Raw genomic sequence first — 17,071 nt, forward strand, 5'->3', positions numbered from 1 at the left:
GCCGCGCGGCCGCGGTCGGCGCCGCCGGTACCGCCCTGCTCGGCTGGGGAAGTTGCCACCCCGAGTTCGCGTTCGGCCCGCACGGCTGGCCGTCGGCCACGGTGAACGCGATCGGGCTGGCGCTGCCGCTGCCGTGGAACCGCGTGGCGATCGTGGCCGGGGTCGGGTTGCTGGCGCTGGCCTGGTGGTGGCTGCGGCCCGATCCGTCGCACCCCCGGTCGCGACGTGTGCTGCTGGCCGTGCTGGCGGTGTGGAGCGTGCCGCTGCTGCTGGTGCCGCCGGTGCTCTCGGCCGATGCCGTGCTGTACGCCGATCTGGGCTGGATCGTGAACCAGGGCCAGAACCCGTATCTGGTCGGACTGACCGGGGCCGGCGGACCGTATGCCCCGCACGTCGATCCGTTGTGGGCGGGCAACGGGGTGGCCTACCCGCCGCTGGCGCTGCTCACCGACGCGCTGGTCGTCCGGGTCGCCGGGTTCGCGGTCTACGGGGGCATCATCGCGATGCGTTTCCCGGTGCTGGTGGCGCTGGCGGTGATCGCCTGGGTGCTGCCCCGGCTGGCCCGTGATCTCGGTCTGGACGCCGACCGTGCGCTGTGGTGGGGGCTGCTGAACCCCCTGGTGGTGCTGCATTTCGTGGGTGGTGCGCACAACGACGCGCTGATGGTTGCGGTGGCGCTGCTCGGTATCTGGCTGGCGTTGCGCGGACGGCACTGGGCCTGGGCTCTGCTCGCCGGCCCGCTGGTGATCGGTCTGGCGATGGCCTTCAAGCAGCAGGCTGGGCTGGCGGTGCTGGCCTGCGCCGGGCTGCCGGTCGCTGCGCGGCTGGCGTCCGAGACTGTGCCGCGGCGGCTCTGGCTGCTCGGTTGGCGCAGCGCGGTGGCGGCCGGTGTCGCGGTCGTGACCTTCGTCGCGGTGTCGCTGGCGTCCGGTCTCGGTTTCGGCTGGACGGCGTGGCTGTCGCTGATGGGCAAGGCCGGCACGGCGGCCCCGTTCTCGCTGCTCGCCCAGGCCGGCGAGTTGCTGATCGAATCGGCCGGAGGTGATCCGTCGGCGTGGCTGGCGGCGGTCGGGACGGCGTCCACCCTCACCCTGCTGGTGGTGCTGGTCTGGGTGCTGGTGCGGTTCGCCGACCGTCCGCTGGCGGCCGTCGCCTGGGGTTCGCTGGCGGTCAGCGTGCTCGGCCAGTCGATGCACCCCTGGTACATCCCGTGGTCGATCGCCCTGCTGGCGCTGCTGCCGCTGACCCGGCGCCAGTTCGGCTGGACCACCGCCTTCCTGGTCGCCTTCGCGATCTGGAACGCCGTCCAGACCGTGGTCTGGCACTCGGTCCCCTGACCCGTAACCCCCTCCCTAACTATCTCTGCCCTCCCACATGCGGGAGGGCAGAGATAGTTAGGGAGGGCCCTACCGGCAGAGCCGAGGGGCGTCCGCTCACCCCGGCTCGCTAGGATCGTCGCACCGACCGTCCCCGAGCTGAAGGTTGCCTATGCCCGCGTTCCCGTGGCGTTCTCCGGGCGTGTGGATCGGCTTCGTCGGGGCGGTGCTGGTCGGTGTCGGGGCTTGTAGCAACGGCTTCTCGTTCAACCCGCTGGGTTGGGGCGTCGGGCCGATCGCGGCCCTGGCGACGACGATCAGCCACGACACCGGCAAGCTGCTGGTGGCATCCGGCTGCGTGCTGCTGTCGGTGGGCTGGCTGCTGCTGGTGCCGCGTTCCGGACGTGTCCTGCCCGCCCGGCTGTGGCTGCTGTGGGCCGCGCCGCTGGTGGTGGTGCCGCCGGTGATGAGCGGCGACCCGTTCCTCTACGCCGACCTGGGCTGGATCCTGGCCCACGGCGGCAACCCCTACGTGAATGTGCTGGGCAGCTTCGGCGGCCCCTTCGAGCCCTTCGTCGACGACTTCTGGGCCGGCCACGGGGTGGCCTACCCGCCGCTCGCGCTGGAGATCAACCGGCTGATGGTGCAACTGGCCGGCATGCATCCCTACTGGGGGGTGATCGCGCAGCGACTGCCCGCGCTCGTCGGCGTCGGGCTGCTGGCGATCTTCCTGCCCCGCCTCGCCGACCGGCTGGGAACCGACCGCAACTGGGCCATCTGGCTGGGCGTGCTGAATCCGGTGACGATCGTGCACCTGATCGGCGGGGCGCACAACGACACCCTGATGGCGGGTGTGGTGGTGTCCGCGCTGTGGCTGAGTCTGCAGGCCGTCCCCAGGATCTCGGCGAGCCTGGTGCTGGCGCCGATCGTCATCGGCCTGGCGATGGCGCTCAAACAGCAGGCCGGCCTGGCCGTCCTCGCCGCAGCCGGGCTGCCGGTCGCCGCGCAACTGGCCCGGCTGCCCTGGCTGCAACGGATCCTCGTGCTCGGCTGGCGGACGGCGGCCGCGACCGTCGTCGCCCTGGTCACCTTCGTCGCGGTGTCGTTGGCCACCGGCCTGGGCTTCGGCTGGACGCAGTGGCTGTCGCAGATGGGCCGGGCCCGCACCATGACGCTGTCGGTGGCGATCGGGGACGCCTTCATCTGGACCGGACGCGACTGGACCGGCCCGGCGAACACGATGCTCGCGATCCTGGCCGTGCTCGGCCTGGCGGCGCTGATCCTGACCCGGCCCGAGCGTCCGCTCCGGGCGACCGCCTGGGGTTCGCTGCTGGTGCTGTTCATCGGTCAGGCGCTGCACCCGTGGTACATCGGGCTCAGCCTGGCCCTGCTGGCGCTGATCCCGCTGGGAAGCACCGCGGCCGAATGGGTGGTGTTCGGCAGCTTCGGCTATCTGATGGCCTACGCGCTGACCAACCTGTACAACCTGTCGGTGCTGCCCTCCCTGGTCGGTGGCCTCGGTTTCGGTGTGGCCGCTTTCGCGCTCTGGGCGATGTCCGGAGCTGACCTGGTACCGGCCGGTGCACGTCCGCCTGATCAGCGGGTCACTAGGCTGGGTTGATGCGCATCGCCATTGCCGGCGCGTCCGGTCTGCTCGGACGTGCCACCACCGCCCACCTGCTGGCCAACGGTCACGAGGTCCTGGCATTGGTGCGCCGTGAGGCGTCCGGACCGAACGAACGCCGCTGGGACCCCGACGCCGGACGGATCGCCGCGCCCGGCCTGGCCGACGTGGACGCGGTGATCAACTTCTCCGGCGCCGGCATCGCCGACGCCCGCTGGAGCACCGAACGCAAGGCCGAGTTGCGCAGTTCACGGCTGAACAGCACCACGACGCTGGCCGCGGCACTCGAGCCGGCCGGCCGCTGCCGGCGGCTGCTCAACGGCTCCGCGATCGGCTACTACGGCGACACCGGCGAAACCATGGTCGACGAACGGACGCCGCAGGGCGCCGGCTTCCTGGCCCAACTGGTGGCCGACTGGGAACGCGCCGCACACGCCGCGCCGGTGCCGACCGCCTACCTGCGCACCGGCCACGTCTTCACCACCGAGGGCGGCTTCCTGGGCAAGCAGCGGCTGCCGTTCCGGCTCGGTCTCGGCGGACGGCTGGGTTCCGGCCGGCAGTTCGTGTCCTGGATCCACATCGACGACTACACCCGGGCCGTCGCGCATGTGCTCACCTCGACGCTCACCGGACCGGTCAACCTGTGCGGGCCGAACCCGGTCACCAACGCCCGGTTCACCGCCGCCTTCGCGAACGCGCTGCACCGGCCGGCACTGATCCCGATGCCGCTGCCCGCGCTGCAGCTGCTGTTCGGTTCCGAGATGGTGGACGAGGCGCTGCTCAGCGGCACCCGCGTCCAGCCCCGCCGGCTGCTCGACGACGGCTTCACCTTCCACCGGCCCGACCTGGACGACGCGCTGGCCTCCGTCGCCTGAGGCCGCTCGCGTCATCCCGGGCTCGCCCCGGGATCTCTGCGGTGCGTGATGAGATCCCGGCGTTCGCCGGGATGACGGAGTGCGTGAGGCGCAGGGATGACCAGTCCCTGAGGCTTTGACGGGTCGGATGGACGCGACCGGGTTGCCGTCCGGTGACGCATAGACTGACCATCCCGCGCGAAGGAGTGGTGCCTCGATGTCCTCGTCCGATCTGACCCCGGCCGGCGTGCCCGCGCCGTTCGCGACGCTCGGTCTCACCTTCGACGACGTGCTGCTGCAGCCGAACGCCAGCGACGTCATCCCGTCCCAGGTGGACGCCTCGACGCAGATGTCGAAGCGGATCCGGCTCAATGTGCCGCTGCTCAGCGCCGCGATGGACACCGTCACCGAGGCCCGGATGGCGATCGCGATGGCCCGCGAGGGCGGCATGGGCATCCTGCACCGCAACATGCCGGCCGATGAGCAGGCCTCCCAGGTCGACCGGGTGAAGCGGTCCGAGGCGGGCATGGTGGATCAGCCGATCACCATCACCGCCGATCGCACCATCGGCGAGGTCGACGAGTTGTGCGGCAAATTCCGCATCTCCGGCGTCCCGGTGGTCGATGAGGACATGAAGCTGCTCGGCATCGTCACCAACCGCGACATGCGATTCGAGGACGACCAGCATCGCCGGGTTGCCGACGTGATGACCCCGATGCCGCTGGTCACCGGCTGGCCCGGCATCACCAGCGAAGAGGCGCTGCGGCTGCTGGCCCGGCACAAGATCGAGAAGCTGCCGCTGGTGGACACCGACGGCACCCTGCGCGGCCTGATCACGCTGAAGGACTACGTGAAGTCCGACAAGTACCCGCTGGCCTGCAAGGACGAGCAGGGCCGGCTGCGGGTCGGTGCCGCGGTGGGCTTCTTCGGCGACTCCTGGCAGCGCGCCATGCAACTGGTCGAGGCCGGGGTGGACGCCATCATCGTCGACACCGCGCACGGGCATTCCACCGGCGTGCTCGAGATGATCGCCCGGCTCAAGGCCGATCCGGCCGCCGCCGGGGTCGACATCATCGGCGGCAACGTCGCTACCTACGCCGGCGCGTCCGCGCTGGTCGATGCCGGCGCTGACGGCGTCAAGGTGGGTGTTGGACCGGGTTCGATCTGCACCACCCGGGTGGTGGCTGGGGTCGGCGTCCCGCAGGTGACCGCGATCCACGACGTGGCCCGCGCCTGCCGTCCGGCCGGGGTGCCGGTGATCGGCGACGGTGGCCTGCAGTACTCCGGTGACATCGCCAAGGCGCTGGTGGCCGGCGCCGACACGGTGATGCTGGGTTCGTTGCTGGCCGGCTGCGAAGAGAGCCCGGGCGAGCTGGTGTTCATCAACGGCAAGCAGTTCAAGTCCTACCGGGGCATGGGCTCGCTGGGTGCGATGGCCGCTCGCGGACGCCGCGCGTCCTACTCCAAGGACCGCTACTTCCAGGGCGACGTCACCTCCGACGACAAGCTGATCCCCGAGGGTATCGAGGGGCAGGTGGCCTACCGTGGCCCGCTGTCCGCCGTCGCCTACCAGCTGATCGGCGGGCTGCGGCAGTCGATGTTCTACACCGGTGCCGCCACCATCGACCAGCTGCATCAGCGTGGCAGGTTCGTCCGGATCACCGCGTCCGGTCTGCGTGAATCGCACCCGCACGACATCCAGATGACCGTCGAGGCGCCCAACTACGCCTCTCCCAACTGACCCCTCGTTGCCTGACAAGGCGAAGGAGCCTGCCCCATGATCGAGATCGGCCGATCCAAGCGTGCCCAACCGGTGTACTCGTTCGACGACATCGCGATCGTCCCGACCCGGCGCACCCGGCACATCGAGGACGTCCGGCTGAACTGGTCGATCGACGCCCTCACCTTCGACTTCCCGATCGTGGCGGCGCCGCAGGATTCGGTGATGTCGCCGGCGACCGCGGCTGCTTTCGGACGGCTCGGCGGTCTCGGCGTGCTCAACCTGGAGGGCCTGTGGACCCGCTACGACGACCCTGAGCCGCTGCTGGAGGAGCTGTCCCAGATCGAGGATCAGGTCAGCGCGACCCGTCGGATGCAGGAGATCTACGCCTCGCCGATCCGCGGTGAGCTGATCACCCAGCGGCTCAACGAGATCCGTGAGGCGGGCGTACCGGTTGCCGGCTCGCTGTCGCCCGAGAACTGCAAGGCGTTCGCCTCGGTGGTCGAGTCGGCCGGGGTCGACTTCTTCGTGATCCGCGGCACCACGGTGTCGGCCGAGCACGTGTCGTCGGCGGTGGAGCCGCTGAACCTCAAGGAGTTCATCTACGCCCTCGACGTGCCGGTGATCGTCGGCGGCTGCGCCACCTACCAGGCGGCGCTGCACCTGATGCGGACCGGTGCGGCCGGCGTCCTGGTCGGTTTCGGCGGTGGCGCGACCAAGCGCACCCGCAACGTGCTGGGTGTCGAGGTGCCGATGGCGTCCGCGCTGGCCGACGTGGCTGAAGCCCGCCGCGACTACATGGACGAGTCCGGTGGCCGCTACGTGCATGTGATCGCCGACGGCGCCCTGGGCCGCTCGGGTGACATCGCCAAGGCGATCGCCTGCGGTGCGGACGCGGTGATGGTCGGTTCGCCACTGGCCCGCGCGTCCGAGGCGCCGGGACACGGCTACCACTGGGGTCCGGAGGCCTGGCACCCCAGCCTGCCCCGCGGCGAGCGCGTCCGGTTCGGTGCGATCGGCAGCCTCGAGCAGATCCTGCACGGCCCCTCGCACACCCCGGACGGCACGATGAACCTGGTCGGCGCCCTGCGTCGCGCCCTGGCGACCTGCGGTTACACCGAGGTCAAGGAGTTCCAGCGGGTGGAGATCGTCGTCCACCGCTGAGGTTGTCGTCGGAACCTGCCGTTGGTCGAGCTCGTCGAGACTCTGCACAATCCGGCTACTGCGCGACGGCGACCCCGTGCTCGGACGCCGCCTTCGCGAGGGTGACGTCGAAGGTGGCCAGGGTGGCACCGGTCTCGATCGCGGCGGCGAGTACGCAGCAGTCGGGCAGCTTCAGCGACGTGCTGGCTCGTAGCTTGGCGAGGGTGAGCGGCTGCTCGGTGGAGATCCGCAGCCGATCGATGCCCAGAGCCTCGATCGTGCGCATCGCTTCGGCCTCGCGGCTCACCCGCACCGGACCCACCAGGCACTCGGCGAGTGTGATCGGATGGATCGCCAGTTCTTCCTCGGTGTCGATGATGTCGAGTGCACGCGTGCTGTGAACGTCCTCGATCAGGTGAGAGATCAGCACGCTCGCATCGAGGACGATCATGCCGGCCAGTCCTTCCGCAGTTCCTCGAGGTAACCAGGGGGATAGGCGTCCTTCATGGTTCCCCTGGTTTCCTCGAGCACCCTGCGTCGCGCTGCCCGGCGCTCGGCGCGGGCCGTCTCGACCGACTCGGCTCCGGCCGTCATCAGCCGGGTGATGAGCTCGGAGCGAGGGACGCCGGGCCACTCCTTCGCGGCGATCTCCAGCGCGCGGGCGACCGGCGGGGTCTGGGTGACTTGGATCCGGGTCAGCGTCGTCGGCATAGCCCGGAGTGTACCACCGAGAATTTCAGTGGTACAGGTAGCGGCGATCGCTACGATGCGCTCATGAGTACGCCCTCGTCCGGACCGCCGGGTCCCGAGTTCGACCCGCCCGCCTCCCTCCCCGGACAGCGGCCCAGCAGTGAGCAGCCCGGTCCGGGGAGTCAGTTCCCGTCGGGAACCGACACGGGCTCGCATTTCCCCGCCCAAGGGGGCGGCTATCCGGCTCCGGGTCCCCAGTATCCGGCTCCTGCCCCCCAGAATCCGGGCGGTGCGTCGTATCCGGATGCCGGTGCGAGCTACCCGGGCGCGGGTATGCCGTACCCGGGTGCAGGCGGGCAGCAGGCAGGTCCCGGGGCTCAGTACCCGGTCGGGGGAGCTCAGTATCCGAATGCCGGGGCTCAGTACCCGGGAGCCGGTCCGCAGTACCCGGGCGCACCGACTGCTGGACCTCAGCAGGCTCCTGGCTCGTATCCCGCCTCCGGCGGAGAGTTCCCGGTCGCTGCAACTCAAGCGCCCGAACGGGTCGGCCTCGGCCTGCTCGCGGCTGCGGTGGTCGTCCTGGTCTGTTGCGGGCTCACCGCGGCGATCTACCACTGGGGCTTCATCGCCAGCATCACCGCCTGGCTGATGGCCATGGGTGCCGCTTGGGCGTACGGCAGGTTCGGCGGAGCCCCGGTGAAGGGGCGGGTCCCGCTGCTGGTGCTGATCGCGGTCGGCATCGTGCTCGGCTTCCTCTCCATGGTGGCCAGCGCGGTCTGGGACTACTACTGGGAAGAGATGGGCAGCGCCGGCACCACACAGGAGGCGCTGGAACTGGTGTTCGGCAACCTGTTCAACGGCGAGCTGTGGCAGGACCTGGGCAGCGACGCCCTGTTCTACTTCATCTTCGCGGCGCTGGGCGCTTTCGGTGTGTTCCGGCGGATGAGCGGCATCGGAAAGGCGAAGGCATGACGCATCCCGAACTCGCGCGGATGCGCGACAGCATCGACAATCTCGATTCGGCACTGATCTACCTGCTGGCCGAGCGGTTCAAGATCACCCGGCGGGTGGGTGAACTCAAGGCCGAGGTGGGGCTGCCGCCGGCCGATCCCGACCGCGAAGCCCGCCAGATCGAGCGGCTGCGCACCGTCGCCAAGGACGCCCAACTCGATCCCGAGTTCGCCGAGAAACTGCTGAACTTCATCGTGTCCGAGGTCGTCCGGCATCACGAGCGGATCGCCCGGGAGACGAACTGAGCACGTTCCGGATCCGTCCGGCCACCGCGGACGACGGGGTGGCGTTGGACGAGATCGAAGCGGCCGCCGACGCGCTGTTCGACGGCGTCGTGGTGTTGCCGGCGTCGCCGCCCGAGCGGGCGGCCGCGCTCGCTGCCCGGGGGTTCGCACTGGTCGCAGTCGACCCGAACGAGCGGATCCTCGGCTTTGCGCACGTGCTGGAGTTCGACGCCCGGTTCCACCTGGAGCAGCTCAGCGTGCATCCGGACGCCCAGCGCCAGGGACTGGGCGCGGCCCTGCTCGCCGCGGCCGAGGACGGTGTCCGGGCCAGGGGAGCGTCGGTGGTGACCCTGCGGACCTTCGCCGACGTGCCGTGGAACGCCCCGTTCTACCGCCGGCACGGCTATGTCGACGCGGAGCTCCCGGTCGCGTTGACCCCGCTACTGGGGGCCGAGGAACGGCTCGGGCTGTTGCGGGCCGGAGCGCGGGTGACGCTGGCCAAACAGGTCGCCGAACACGTCGTGCCACGGCCGGCGGTGAGCGTACTGCCGCTGCGTGACGGGGCCTCGGGCCTGGAGGTGTTAGTCCAGTACCGGGCGTCGACCATGGACTTCGCCGAAGGTGCGGTGGTGTTCCCCGGCGGGCGACTGCTGCCCGGCGAGCTGCCGGTGGACGTGCCGGCCGCGCACCTGCCGGCCTGGGCGGCCACCGAGCTGCCGGCCCCCGAACTGCTGGCCGCAGCAGCGATCCGCGAGGTGGCCGAAGAGTGCGGGGTGCTGCTCACCGCCGATGACCTGGTGCCCTGGGACGACTGGGTGACCCCGCCCGGCGGACGCCGTCGCTTCGACGTGGCGTTCTTCCTCACCGCAGCGCGTCCGGGGCAGGAGTGGCGCAACACCACCACCGAGGCGGTCCGCACGGGGTGGATCTCACCGATCGCGTTGCTTCGGGACGCGGACGCGGGCGCCGTCCGGCTCCTACCGCCGACCCGGACGCTGCTCACCGAACTGGCCGGCCTGCGCGACGTCGCCACGGCGATCGCGGCGCGACCACGGATCGTTCCGGTGCTGCATGACCGCGGTCGCCCGCGGCTGGGCAGCACTCGCTGAAATAACGATCGGGATCAGGCACGGCTATTGGTGCCCGATCCCGATGGTTGTTGCGCCAGCCGCCGTTGGTCCAGCTTGTCGAGACCCGGGACGGGCCTGCCAGGGAACCGCTGATCAACGCCTCTTCATCGTCATCCCGGACTTGATCCGGGATCTCTCCTGCCCGAGATCCCGGGTCGGAGCCCGGGATGACGTGAATGATCAGTCAGTACTCATGCGCCTCGATGGTCGCGCGGGCCAGCCGCACCGCGTCCTCGCGCAGATCGGCGGGGGAGAGCAGCCTGGCCTCACCGCCGAAGGCGAGCACGATCGCCAGCGCGGCCCGCCGGGCTCGGAAGGTGAGTTCGACCACCGGCCAGCCGGCGTCGTCACCACGCTCGATCACTCCGGTGCCCGGTGCGAGCTGGAAGTGGGAGTAGGTGGTGAAGAACCCGACGGCAGCCGGGTGAACGGCCACCGTGATCGTGCACGCCTTGCCGGTGTCCTCGAAGGCGGCCCGCTGCCGCGCCCAGGCCTCGGCGAGATTCAGGTCGTCCGGCACCCGGGCCGGTTCGTCCAGCACGGTGGCAGTAACGATCCGAGAGACGCGATAGGTGCGTTGTTGTCCGCGGTGCGCGGCCAGCAGGTACCAGCGGCCGGCGTTCTCGACCAAGCCGTACGGATCGACGGTGCGGGTGCCCGGTTCGCCGTTGTTGCGCGGTGACGCGTAGCGCAGCCGCAACCGTCGTTTGCGTGTCGTAGCGTCGCGGAGCACGGGCAGCAACGGCACCTCTTCGGCCGCCGCGAACCAGCGCCGCCGATCGACCACCACGACCGACGCCAACGCCTCGGCGGTCTCCAACGCCGGAGCCGGCACGGTGGCGGACAGCTTCGTCAGCGCCGAGCTCAACTCTCCGCTCAGCCCCAGTTCCGCGGCTGCGGTGCCCGACGTCCAGGCGAACAGCGCCTGCGCCTCGCCGGGGCTGAGTCCGCTGACCTCGGTGCGGTAGCCCTCGAGCAGTGCGCAGCCGCCGTTGCGTCCGCGATCGGTGTAAACCGGGACGCCGGCCGCAGACAGCGCCTCCATGTCGCGCAGCACGGTGCGTTCGGAGACCTCCAGGATCTCGGCCAGTCTGCGCGCGGGCAGCCGTCCGTGCCGCCGCAACAGGGCGAGGATCTGCAGTAAACGGTCGGCCCGCACACAAGAATCCTGTCACGAAAACCTGACAAGAGATGTCAGGAATGACGATCAGGATGGAGTCATGAATGAAACCCAGACCGCGCCGGACACCCGGCCCCTGTTCCACACCGCGCTCGCCCAGATCGCGCCGCTGATCGACGGGCTGACCGTCGCCGACCTCGGTCGACCGACACCGTGCTCGGAATGGACGGTGCGCGAACTGCTCAGCCACCTAGTGGCCGTCGAGAACCGCATCGTGCACATCGCCGGCGGTGGCAAACCGTTTGAGGTGCCCTCCATCGTCGAGGGCATCGCCGATGCCGATTGGTCGGACGCCTGGCGCTCCCGGCTCGCGCCGGTGCAGGACGCGCTGGCCGACGACGCGCTGCTGGCCCGCGAGTGGGCCCATCCCGCCGGCGCGATGCCGGGCTTCCAGGCGATCGCCATCTACGCCAGCGAACTGGCGGTGCACGCCTGGGATCTGGCCCGCGCCCTCGGCCGCGACGCCGAACTGAACCAGGACGTCGCCGCGGCAGTGGTCGGCCCGATCACCGGCGCACTGCCCGCCGAACCGCGCGGTGCCGAACTCGGCGTCCCCTTCGGCCCGGTCGTCCCGGTCGCCGACGACGCGCCGCCCTACGCCCGCCTGGTCGGTTGGGTCGGCCGCGACCCCGAATGGACGCCCCAGTCTTGACGAGCCTGCCGCTGGTTGAGCTTGTCGAAACCAATCCGGTGGAGGTCTCGACATGCTCGACCAGCGGTGGAATAAGCTCGACCAACGGATCGGCCGGGCTCAGGCGATGATGTCCCCGGCTGTCATGTTGGCGGGGATCCCGGTGACCACGGCGCCGGGTGGGACGTCCTTGACCACCAACGCGTTGGCGCCGACCTTGGAACCTTCGCCGATGGTGATCGGGCCGATGATCTTGGCGCCGGCACCGAGCAGCACGTTGTTGCCGATCGTCGGATGCCGCTTGAACCGGCCGCGGGAGCGTCCGCCGAGGGTGACCTGGTGGTACATCAGCACGTCGTCGCCGATCTCGGCGGTTTCGCCGATGACCACCCCGTTGCCGTGATCGATGAAGAATCGCCGTCCGATCACGGCACCGGGGTGGATCTCGACCTGGGTCAGGGTGCGCGACACCTGCGAGAGCAACCGAGCCAGCGGGCGTAAAGCCGGGCTCGCCAGCCAGAGCCGGTGGCACAGCCGGTGCGCCCACACCGCATGGACGCCGGGGTAGGCCAGCGCCACCATCAGCTTGCTGTGGGCGGCGGGGTCCTCCCGCAGCGCGGTGTCCAGGTCTTCGTTCACCCGGAACCAGGCCGAGGCCGCCAAGTCGCGCAATGACATCGAGGTAAGGACGTACGTCAGTCCATTAGATCCGAGTACAGGATCGTCGACAGGTAGCGCTCACCGAACGACGGGATGACCACCACGATGGTCTTGCCGGCGGTCTCGTCGCGGGCGGCCAGTTCGGCGGCGGCGGCCAGCGCGGCGCCGGAGCTGATGCCCACCAGCAGGCCCTCCTTGGCGGCGGCCAGCCGGGCGTACTCGACGGCGGTCTCGGCGTTCTGCGGCAGGATCTCGTCGATGATCGAGCGGTCCAGGATCTCGGGGATGAAGTTGGCGCCGATGCCCTGGATCTTGTGCGGGCCCGGCTGCCCACCGGACAGGATGGCCGATTCCTTGGGCTCGACGGCGACGATCTTCACCTCGGGCTTGCGCTCCTTGAGGATCTGGCCGACGCCCGAGATGGTGCCGCCGGTGCCGATGCCGGCCACCACGTAGTCGACGGTGCCGTCGGTGTCGTTCCAGATCTCTTCGGCGGTGGTGCGGCGGTGGATGTCGACGTTGGCCGGGTTGGCGAACTGGCGGACCAGGACGGCGCCCTCCTCGGCGCCGATCGCCTCGGCGCGGGCGACGGCGCCGCGCATGCCCTCGGCGCCCGGGGTCAGCACCAGCTCGGCGCCGAACGCGCGCAGCAGGGCGCGGCGCTCCTTGGACATGGTCTCGGGCATGGTGAGCACCACCCGGTAGCCGCGGGCGGCGCCGACCATCGCCAGCGCGATGCCGGTGTTGCCCGAGGTCGCCTCGACGATGGTGCCGCCCGGCTTGAGCTGCCCGGACGCCTCGGCGGCGTCGATCATCGCCACGCCGATCCGGTCCTTCACCGAGTTGGCCGGGTTGTAGAACTCCAGCTTGGCCACCACGTTCGCCTTGGTGTCGCCGAAGATGCGGTTGAGCCGGACCAGCGGGGTCCGGCCGACCAGCGTGGTCACGTCGTCGTAGATCTGCATGTGTGTCAGGTCCTCACTGATGGATCGCGCGGGTTCGGCCGCGTTCGGAATTCCGGTGCTCAAATCATGACACCATTCCCAATCCCTACACTGACGTTCCATGAGCCACGAGCATGAGCTGGTCCTCGTCGTCGACTTCGGTGCGCAGTACGCGCAGTTGATCGCGCGCCGCGTCCGAGAGGCCCGGATCTACTCCGAGATCATTCCGCACACCGCGTCCGTGGCCGAGATCGTTGCCCGCAAACCGAAGGCGATCGTGCTGTCCGGCGGACCGCAGTCGGTGTACGCCGCAGGCGCCCCGCAGGTCGATCCGGCACTGTTCGCCACCGGCATCCCGACCTTCGGCATGTGTTACGGCTTCCAGGCGATGGCCAGCGCACTGGGCGGCGAGGTGAGGCAGACCGGGTTGTCCGAGTTCGGCCGCACCCAGGTCAGCGTGGACGGCGGTGGCGCGCTGCTGGGCGGAGTGCCGTCCGACTTCAAGGCCTGGATGAGCCACGGTGACGCCGTTTACGCTCCGCCGCCCGGTTTCGTCTGCCTGGCCAACTCCGGCGGTTCGCCGGTGGCCGCCTTCGAGGATCTGGACCGCGGCCTGGCCGGCGTCCAGTGGCACCCCGAGGTGGGGCATTCCGAGTACGGGCAGGCGGTGCTCGAGGCGTTCCTGGTCGGGATCGCCGGCTGCAGCCAGGACTGGACGCCGGCCAGCATCGTCGAGGACTCGGTCGCCGCGATCCGTGCCCAGGTGGGCGACAAGCAGGTGCTGTGTGCGCTGTCCGGCGGCGTCGATTCGGCGGTCGCCGCGGCCCTGGTGCAGAAGGCGATCGGCGACCAGTTGACCTGCGTCTTCGTCGACCACGGGCTGCTGCGCAAGGGTGAGGCCGAGCGGGTGGAGCGCGATTTCGTCGCGGTCACCGGGGTCGAGTTGGTGGTCCGCAACGAGGCCGACCGGTTCCTGGGTGCTCTGGCCGGCGTCAGCGAGCCGGAGACCAAGCGCAAGATCATCGGACGCGAGTTCATCCGCACCTTCGAGGACGCGGCGCGCGCGCTGAACGCCGAGAAGGACATCGAGTTCCTGGTGCAGGGCACCCTCTACCCGGACGTGGTGGAATCCGGCGGCGGCGAGGGTGCGGCCAACATCAAGAGCCACCACAACGTCGGCGGACTGCCCGACGACCTGCAGTTCTCGCTGATCGAGCCGCTGCGTACCCTGTTCAAGGACGAGGTGCGTGCCGTCGGCACCGAGCTCGGCCTGCCCGACGAGATGGTCTGGCGGCACCCGTTCCCCGGCCCCGGCCTGGCGATCCGGATCATCGGCGAGATCACCCGTGAGCGGCTCGACCTGCTGCGCGAGGTGGACGCCATCGCTCGCGCCGAACTGACCGAGGCCGGCCTGGATCGCGAGATCTGGCAGTTCCCGGTGGTGCTGCTGGCCGAGGTTCGTTCGGTCGGCGTGCAGGGCGACGGCCGCACCTACGGGCACCCGGTGGTGCTGCGTCCGGTGACCTCCGAGGACGCCATGACCGCCGACTGGGGACGGCTGCCCTACGACGTGCTGGAGCGCATCTCGACCCGGATCACCAATGAGGTCCGCGAGGTGAACCGGGTGGTGCTCGACATCACCTCGAAGCCGCCGGGCACCATCGAGTGGGAGTGAGCGGCTGGACTCCGCCGCACGTCGTCCCGGTGGTCAAGGTCGTTTCGATCGTCCACCGAAGGGACGCCTACGGCCACCGCTGAGCAAGCTCGGGGTTGCCTACGCGTTGTCAGCGCTCTCCGCTAGGGTGCCGGGACCAGCACCGTGACAAGGGAGAAGAGCGTGCAGGAGCCGAGGCTGAGCGAGCGGCTGCGGTACGCCTTCGACAACATCATGGCGCGCGGCACGGTCGCGATCATGGGGCTGCTCGCGCTGGCCACAGTGGGTTTCGTCTTTGCTGTCGCGGTGATCGTGATGGTGTTCAAGGCGTTCCCCGAGGATGCCGACGACGGTGATTTCTGGGACATCGTCTGGGGCAACCTGATGCGCACCCTCGACCCCGGAACCATGGGTGCGGACGCCGGTTGGGGGTTCCGGCTGTTGATGCTGGTGGTGACCATCGGCGGCCTGATCATCGTGGCCAGCCTGATCGGCATTGTCTCCGGCGCCTTCGACGACAAGATGGCGCAGCTGCGCAAGGGCCGTAGCCGGGTGATCGAGTCCGACCACACCCTGATCCTGGGCTGGTCGCCGCAGCTGTTCCTGCTGATCGGCGAGATCTGCCGGGCCAACGCCGGACGCCGCGGCCGGGCGATCGTCGTCCTCGCCGACCACGACAAGGTCGAGATGGAGGACGCGATCCGCGAGAAGGTGGGCCGCACCGACCGCACCCGGGTCATCTGCCGCACCGGCGACCCGACCTCACCGGCCGACCTGGCGATCGCCAACCCGTTGACGGCACGCAGCATCGTGGTGCTCAGCGGCGACCACGCCGACCCGGACGCCGCGGCGATCAAGACCGCGCTGGCCCTGACCCACACCTTGCCCGAGGGTGCGGACGTGCCGATCGTGGCCGCGCTGCAGGACCCCGACAACCTGGACGCGGCCCGCCTGGTGGGCCGGAACGCGTCCCGCTGGCTGCCGGCGACCACCCTGATCCGGCGGCTCACCGCCCAGACCTGCCGGCAGCGTGGGCTGTCCAGCGTGTACGCCGAACTGCTCGACTTCGACGGCGACGAGCTCTACTTCAGCGAGCAGCCGAGCCTGACCGGGTCGACCTACCGCGAGGCGCTCTTCCGTTTCCCCGACTGCGCGGTGTGCGGGGTCGTCCGCGGCGCCGACATCATGCTCAACCCGCCCGGCGACACCGTCCTGATCGAAGGCGATCAGCTGGTGGTGCTGGCGGCCGACGACAGCTCGATCCGGCTCGGCGACCCCGGTGAGCCGGACGCCGCGGCGCACGGGTCCCTCCCCGCGATGTCTCCCCGCCCCGAGCACACCCTGGTGATCGGACATCATGCCGGCATCGGCGAGGTGCTCGACGAACTCGCCCACTACCTGCCCGGCGGCTCGGAGATCTGTGTGGTCGCCGATGACGAGCGGGCGTCCCGCATCGAGGCGCCGGAGGGACTCACCCTGCGCGTGGTGATCGGCGACACCACCAGCAAGACGCTGCTGTGGTCGCTGGAACTGGCGCAGTACGACCACATCGTGGTGCTCGCCGACCCCGACCATCCCGACCCGCAGGTCGCGGACGCCCGGACGCTGGTCACCCTGCTGCACCTGCGTGACATCGCCAACCGGGCGGCGTTGCGGCTGAACATCGTCAGCGAGATGCTCGACGACCACAACCGCGAACTCGCCGAGGTGGCCCGCGCCGACGACTTCATCGTCAGCGATCGGATCGTCGGCCTGCTGCTGGCCCAGGCCAGTGAGAACCCGCGACTCGTCGAGGTGTTCGACGAACTGTTCAGCAGCGAGGGTGACGAGATCTACCTGCGGCCCGCCGAGCTCTACCTCAAGCCCGAGGTCGAGACGAGTTTCTACACCGTGCTCGCGACCGCCGCCGACCGCCGCGAGACCGCGATCGGCTACCGGCTGGCCGCGCAGTCCTGGTCGCGCACCGACGGCTACGGGGTGCACCTCAACCCGCACAAATCGGACCCGATCCGGCTCGGCCCCGGCGATTCGGTGATCGTGCTCGCCGAGGACGAGCACTGAACCGCCGCTGATCGAGGTTGTCCACTCGCCTTGGCGCAGGCGCTGGACGAGATCGAGCACTGACTCGCAACCGCTGATCGAGCTTGTCGAGATCCTTCTGAGGGGTCTCGACGTAGAGGATGTAAGTGCCCTCCCGGCAAAGGGGGCGTGTGACCCTGGTCTCGACTGGCGTGCCTGGTGAGGTCTGCCTTTGGTTTGATCCGTCCACGGCCTCTTGCTGGTGGGGTGA

General features: G+C 69.9%; 16 protein-coding genes. 11 read left to right on the forward strand and 5 right to left on the reverse strand.

Going from position 1 to position 17,071, the window contains the following annotated elements; translation table 11 throughout:
- The 5 genes from mptB (QM624_RS07000) to QM624_RS07020 all read left to right on the forward strand — a co-directional run.
- On the forward strand, positions 1 to 1,337 hold a 1,337-nt coding region (gene mptB, locus QM624_RS07000; RefSeq protein WP_415090161.1), incomplete at its 5' end, for a polyprenol phosphomannose-dependent alpha 1,6 mannosyltransferase MptB.
- Positions 1,338 to 1,488: 151 nt separating this feature from the next.
- On the forward strand, positions 1,489 to 2,937 hold the full coding sequence (gene mptB, locus QM624_RS07005) for a polyprenol phosphomannose-dependent alpha 1,6 mannosyltransferase MptB (RefSeq protein WP_415090164.1): 1,449 nt from the start codon (positions 1,489 to 1,491) through the stop codon (positions 2,935 to 2,937).
- Positions 2,937 to 3,815, forward strand: a complete 879-nt coding sequence (locus QM624_RS07010) for a TIGR01777 family oxidoreductase (protein ID WP_415090166.1) — start codon at positions 2,937 to 2,939, stop codon at positions 3,813 to 3,815. Before mptB (QM624_RS07005) ends, QM624_RS07010 begins: the two co-directional genes overlap by 1 nt.
- A 196-nt stretch (positions 3,816 to 4,011) precedes the next feature.
- Positions 4,012 to 5,535, forward strand: coding sequence for an IMP dehydrogenase (gene guaB, locus QM624_RS07015; protein WP_415090168.1), 1,524 nt, complete (start codon positions 4,012 to 4,014; stop codon positions 5,533 to 5,535).
- A 36-nt stretch (positions 5,536 to 5,571) separates the two neighbouring features.
- Positions 5,572 to 6,678 (forward strand): GuaB3 family IMP dehydrogenase-related protein, encoded by a 1,107-nt coding sequence (locus tag QM624_RS07020; protein WP_415090170.1) that lies wholly within the window; start codon positions 5,572 to 5,574, stop codon positions 6,676 to 6,678.
- Between the two features lie 55 nt (positions 6,679 to 6,733).
- Here QM624_RS07020 and QM624_RS07025 read toward each other — a convergent pair whose 3' ends face one another.
- Both QM624_RS07025 and QM624_RS07030 read right to left on the reverse strand, forming a co-directional pair.
- Positions 6,734 to 7,108 carry a type II toxin-antitoxin system VapC family toxin gene (locus QM624_RS07025; RefSeq protein ID WP_415090172.1) on the reverse strand — a complete coding sequence of 125 codons (375 nt, stop codon included), beginning with the start codon at positions 7,106 to 7,108 and terminating at the stop codon, positions 6,734 to 6,736.
- Complete coding sequence (locus tag QM624_RS07030; protein ID WP_415090174.1) at positions 7,105 to 7,368, reverse strand: hypothetical protein; 264 nt, start codon at positions 7,366 to 7,368, stop codon at positions 7,105 to 7,107. Before QM624_RS07030 ends, QM624_RS07025 begins: the two co-directional genes overlap by 4 nt.
- 312 nt (positions 7,369 to 7,680) lie before the next feature.
- Between QM624_RS07030 and QM624_RS07035 the strand changes: the two genes are divergently transcribed.
- From QM624_RS07035 to QM624_RS07045, 3 genes are read left to right on the forward strand one after another with little or no spacing between them, the layout of a single operon-like run.
- Positions 7,681 to 8,319 (forward strand): hypothetical protein, encoded by a 639-nt coding sequence (locus tag QM624_RS07035; protein ID WP_415090176.1) that lies wholly within the window; start codon positions 7,681 to 7,683, stop codon positions 8,317 to 8,319.
- Positions 8,316 to 8,603, forward strand: a complete 288-nt coding sequence (locus QM624_RS07040) for a chorismate mutase (RefSeq protein WP_415090178.1) — start codon at positions 8,316 to 8,318, stop codon at positions 8,601 to 8,603. Before QM624_RS07035 ends, QM624_RS07040 begins: the two co-directional genes overlap by 4 nt.
- A 44-nt stretch (positions 8,604 to 8,647) precedes the next feature.
- Positions 8,648 to 9,691: a GNAT family N-acetyltransferase gene (locus QM624_RS07045; RefSeq protein WP_415090180.1), complete on the forward strand. Its 1,044-nt coding sequence runs from the start codon at positions 8,648 to 8,650 to the stop codon at positions 9,689 to 9,691.
- Between the two features lie 205 nt (positions 9,692 to 9,896).
- Here QM624_RS07045 and QM624_RS07050 read toward each other — a convergent pair whose 3' ends face one another.
- Complete coding sequence (locus QM624_RS07050; protein ID WP_415090182.1) at positions 9,897 to 10,871, reverse strand: helix-turn-helix transcriptional regulator; 975 nt, start codon at positions 10,869 to 10,871, stop codon at positions 9,897 to 9,899.
- 61 nt (positions 10,872 to 10,932) lie between these two features.
- Between QM624_RS07050 and QM624_RS07055 the strand changes: the two genes are divergently transcribed.
- On the forward strand, positions 10,933 to 11,544 hold the full coding sequence (locus tag QM624_RS07055) for a TIGR03086 family metal-binding protein (RefSeq protein WP_415090184.1): 612 nt from the start codon (positions 10,933 to 10,935) through the stop codon (positions 11,542 to 11,544).
- 99 nt (positions 11,545 to 11,643) lie between these two features.
- Here QM624_RS07055 and cysE read toward each other — a convergent pair whose 3' ends face one another.
- Together cysE and cysK are read right to left on the reverse strand one after the other, a co-directional pair.
- Positions 11,644 to 12,201: a serine O-acetyltransferase gene (cysE, locus tag QM624_RS07060; RefSeq protein WP_415090186.1), complete on the reverse strand. Its 558-nt coding sequence runs from the start codon at positions 12,199 to 12,201 to the stop codon at positions 11,644 to 11,646.
- Between the two features lie 17 nt (positions 12,202 to 12,218).
- On the reverse strand, positions 12,219 to 13,148 hold the full coding sequence (gene cysK / locus QM624_RS07065; RefSeq protein WP_415090188.1) for a cysteine synthase A: 930 nt from the start codon (positions 13,146 to 13,148) through the stop codon (positions 12,219 to 12,221).
- A gap of 100 nt (positions 13,149 to 13,248) precedes the next feature.
- On the opposite strand from cysK, the gene guaA reads away from it, so the two are divergent.
- The gene (guaA, locus tag QM624_RS07070; protein ID WP_415090191.1) at positions 13,249 to 14,802 is read left to right on the forward strand and encodes a glutamine-hydrolyzing GMP synthase; all 1,554 of its coding nucleotides are present in this window, start codon (positions 13,249 to 13,251) and stop codon (positions 14,800 to 14,802) included.
- Positions 14,803 to 14,964: 162 nt separating this feature from the next.
- The gene (locus QM624_RS07075; protein ID WP_415090193.1) at positions 14,965 to 16,842 is read left to right on the forward strand and encodes a CASTOR/POLLUX-related putative ion channel; all 1,878 of its coding nucleotides are present in this window, start codon (positions 14,965 to 14,967) and stop codon (positions 16,840 to 16,842) included.
- Positions 16,843 to 17,071: the final 229 nt, after the last annotated feature.

The organism is Micropruina sp. (assembly GCF_047606365.1).
GTDB lineage: Bacteria > Actinomycetota > Actinomycetes > Propionibacteriales > Propionibacteriaceae > Micropruina.

Excerpts from the sequence above, each read along its gene's own strand:
- QM624_RS07035 (WP_415090176.1), top strand. The coding sequence starts at position 7,681 with ATGCCGTACCCGGGTGCAGGCGGGCAGCAGGCAGGTCCCGGGGCTCAG.
- cysK (WP_415090188.1), bottom strand. The coding sequence starts at position 13,148 with ATGCAGATCTACGACGACGTGACCACGCTGGTCGGCCGGACCCCGCTG.
- QM624_RS07055 (WP_415090184.1), top strand. The coding sequence starts at position 10,933 with ATGAATGAAACCCAGACCGCGCCGGACACCCGGCCCCTGTTCCACACC.
- QM624_RS07010 (WP_415090166.1), top strand. The coding sequence starts at position 2,937 with ATGCGCATCGCCATTGCCGGCGCGTCCGGTCTGCTCGGACGTGCCACC.
- QM624_RS07040 (WP_415090178.1), top strand. The coding sequence starts at position 8,316 with ATGACGCATCCCGAACTCGCGCGGATGCGCGACAGCATCGACAATCTC.
- QM624_RS07030 (WP_415090174.1), bottom strand. The coding sequence starts at position 7,368 with ATGCCGACGACGCTGACCCGGATCCAAGTCACCCAGACCCCGCCGGTC.
- QM624_RS07025 (WP_415090172.1), bottom strand. The coding sequence starts at position 7,108 with ATGATCGTCCTCGATGCGAGCGTGCTGATCTCTCACCTGATCGAGGAC.
- cysE (WP_415090186.1), bottom strand. The coding sequence starts at position 12,201 with ATGTCATTGCGCGACTTGGCGGCCTCGGCCTGGTTCCGGGTGAACGAA.
- guaA (WP_415090191.1), top strand. The coding sequence starts at position 13,249 with ATGAGCCACGAGCATGAGCTGGTCCTCGTCGTCGACTTCGGTGCGCAG.
- mptB (WP_415090164.1), top strand. The coding sequence starts at position 1,489 with ATGCCCGCGTTCCCGTGGCGTTCTCCGGGCGTGTGGATCGGCTTCGTC.
- QM624_RS07020 (WP_415090170.1), top strand. The coding sequence starts at position 5,572 with ATGATCGAGATCGGCCGATCCAAGCGTGCCCAACCGGTGTACTCGTTC.
- guaB (WP_415090168.1), top strand. The coding sequence starts at position 4,012 with ATGTCCTCGTCCGATCTGACCCCGGCCGGCGTGCCCGCGCCGTTCGCG.